Genomic DNA, 2425 nt, shown 5'->3' with positions numbered 1-2425 from the left:
GACCAGGCGGCCGATCCACCTCACCGGCCTGGACAAGACCTTCCCGCTGTACCCGACGCTGGACGACGCGTTGACCGCCGTCCGGGACGGCAACAGCAGCCGCTGACGCGCCCTCCGCGGCCCAACGTTCCCTCAACCATCACTTCCCGGTGGGATGATCGGTGTCATGGGTGACGACGTCGATCATCCGGAAGATGACCAGCAGTGGGATCACAGCCAGCGCGGCGAGACCGAAATCGAACGGCTGGACCGCAATTGGAACAGCCTGCTGCAGGAGCTGCGTGTCGTGCAGACCGGCGTCCAGCTGCTGACCGGTTTCCTGTTGACGCTCCCGTTCCAGCAGCGCTTCGGCGTTCTCGCCGAACCCATGCGGATCGTGTACCTGGTGACCGTCGGCTGTTCGGTGGGCGCGACGGTGCTGCTGGTCACCCCGGTCGGCATTCACCGGCTGCTGTTCCGGCGGCACCGCCTGCAGGTCTTGGTGTCGGCAGCGCACCGGTGCGCCTACGCCGGGCTCGGGCTGCTGGGCACCGCCCTGACCGGCGTGACGGTCATCGTTTTCGACTCGGTTGCCGGGCGTAGCGCCGGGCTCATTGCGGGAGCTTGTGCGCTGGCACTGTTTGCGTTCTTTTGGTGGCTCTTACCGTTGTGGTTGCGCACTCGCGGTATGTAGCGCCCCGATCCGGGTGGCGTCCAGATGCTCGAGGAGATCCTGCGGATCCGTGAAAATCGGTGACGCGCCAACCGCCTCCAATTCGGCGCGGGAGATGCCGCCGCTCAAAAGTCCGATGCACGGCAGTCCCGCGGCCGCGGCGGCGTGGGCATCCCACACGGCGTCGCCGACGAACACCGCGTGGTCCGCGTCCACGCCGGCCCGGTCGAGCGCCACCTGCACGATGCCGGGGTCGGGTTTGGCGGTGTCGACGTCGCGCGACGATGTCTTCGCGGCGATGACCTCGTCACAGTCGAGCGTCTTGAGCAGGGTTTTGAGCTCGTCCTCGGGTGCCGAACTGGCCAGCACCACTTGCAGTCCGAGCGCGGCGACGCGCTGCAGCAGCTCCCGGGCGCCGGGCAAGGGCGCCAGCAGCGGGGTGACCTCGCGGTAGTAGCGGCTGTGCCCGTCGCTGAGCCGGTCCTGCACGTCGTCGGGTGCGTCATTGGACAGCGTGCGCACCAGCGTGCCGCCGTCCATGCCGATGCAGCGGTGGATCTGCCAGGCCGCGACCGGCATGCCTTCGGCGTCGAAGGCGCGTTGCCATGCGTAGACGTGCAGATAGTTGGAATCGACCAGGGTTCCGTCCACGTCGAACAGGACGGCGGGGGCTGTGTGCATTCGCGGGGCATACCCGCGGCGGGGCCGGCTGACACGAGCCGTCGTTTGGCCCATGGGGGCGGTGGGTAGACCCCGACGAGGCTTCGGCACGATCCGCCATGCGAACAGCACTGGCACAAAAGCGTTTTGACGAGGAGAGAATTTGCGAACCCCGAAAACTGACCCGGTTGACCACCACCGTACTTCTCGCCAGCATGCCGGCGAATCGTTGACCCACGCCGCCAATGCCCCCGGGCTCGCGTCGACGGCCCTCGCCGTGGTCGCCCTGGTAATCGGGCTGTACGCGTTCGCGACCGGGCACCTCCTGGTCGGTTCGGTGGTCGTGCTGCTGGCGGCCGTGTCGGGGGCCGCGGGCGTGGCCTGGCTCTTGCAGACGCACCGCAAGGTGCGCGCGGCCGAAGTCCGCTGGCAGGCAATGAATTCCGACGAGCCCGCGCCGCCGCCGAGCAGTTGACCGTCGCCCGGCCGAGCCGCCGCTGAAATGTTTAATTTTCGGTCTGACCGGGCATAAGGGGCGCATGCTCGACACGTCCGGCCCGTTGCGTCCCAGCATCGCGGGTCGCGTGGCTGCCGTCATCTGGGCGGTCGGTCTGGCGGTTGGCGTTCTTGCGCTGGTCACCGGGCATGCGGGGGCGGCGGTCCTGGCGCTGCTCCTCGCCGTCGTGGCGCCCTGGGTTGGCCTGGCATTCGTATCGCGGAGCCAGCGCCGGGCCTTCAACGTCGCGTTGTTCCTGCACGGCACGAGAGCCGACGGCTCCGCGGCGCGCGCCAAGACGCCGATCGCCTGCTGAGTCGGCCCTCCACGGACATGGGAGCCGCCCAATTGTCGTCCGCGCAATTTTTTGAGCCGATTAGGTGTTATCGACACGTGATCGGGGTACCGACTCAGCCACGGGTGAGTACAGGCAAGTGCGTCAACCCGTCGTCCAGCAGGGAGGAACAGCCATGACGACCACCAGCGATTACGACGCACGCCGCATACCCGACGTCGAGACCCAGGATGCGTCCGCACTACGCGAACTCGCTGCCACCGGTACACCCACCGCGGTTGTCGACGAGGACCCCAACGATGTTGTCTTCTTCGAGCTGCCC

At 67.7% G+C, this 2425-nt stretch carries 4 protein-coding genes and 2 pseudogenes; 5 read left to right on the top strand and 1 reads right to left on the bottom strand.

The window, feature by feature from the left end; genetic code table 11:
- Positions 1-106: pseudogene (locus tag A5706_RS07745) on the top strand (STAS domain-containing protein); the annotation flags it as partial.
- 60 nt (positions 107-166) lie between these two features.
- The gene (locus A5706_RS07740; RefSeq protein WP_068128801.1) at positions 167-673 is read left to right on the top strand and encodes a DUF6328 family protein; all 507 of its coding nucleotides are present in this window, start codon (positions 167-169) and stop codon (positions 671-673) included.
- Here A5706_RS07740 and A5706_RS07735 read toward each other — a convergent pair.
- Positions 641-1333 carry an HAD family hydrolase gene (locus A5706_RS07735; RefSeq protein WP_068128800.1) on the bottom strand — a complete coding sequence of 231 codons (693 nt, stop codon included), beginning with the start codon at positions 1331-1333 and terminating at the stop codon, positions 641-643. The two genes, A5706_RS07740 and A5706_RS07735, sit on opposite strands and share 33 nt — an antisense overlap.
- A 142-nt stretch (positions 1334-1475) precedes the next feature.
- Between A5706_RS07735 and A5706_RS07730 the strand changes: the two genes are divergently transcribed.
- From A5706_RS07730 to A5706_RS35185, 3 genes and pseudogenes are all read left to right on the top strand, one after another.
- On the top strand, positions 1476-1787 hold the full coding sequence (locus A5706_RS07730) for an MnhB domain-containing protein (protein WP_068128797.1): 312 nt from the start codon (positions 1476-1478) through the stop codon (positions 1785-1787).
- Between the two features lie 64 nt (positions 1788-1851).
- Positions 1852-2124, top strand: a complete 273-nt coding sequence (locus A5706_RS07725) for a hypothetical protein (protein WP_068128795.1) — start codon at positions 1852-1854, stop codon at positions 2122-2124.
- 154 nt (positions 2125-2278) lie between these two features.
- Positions 2279-2425: pseudogene (locus A5706_RS35185) on the top strand (DUF4193 domain-containing protein); the annotation flags it as partial.

This window comes from Mycobacterium sp. E796, assembly GCF_001672815.1.
Lineage (GTDB): Bacteria > Actinomycetota > Actinomycetes > Mycobacteriales > Mycobacteriaceae > Mycobacterium.
Note: the sequence above shows the minus strand (reverse complement) of the source record. Positions and strands in the feature narration are given on the sequence as shown.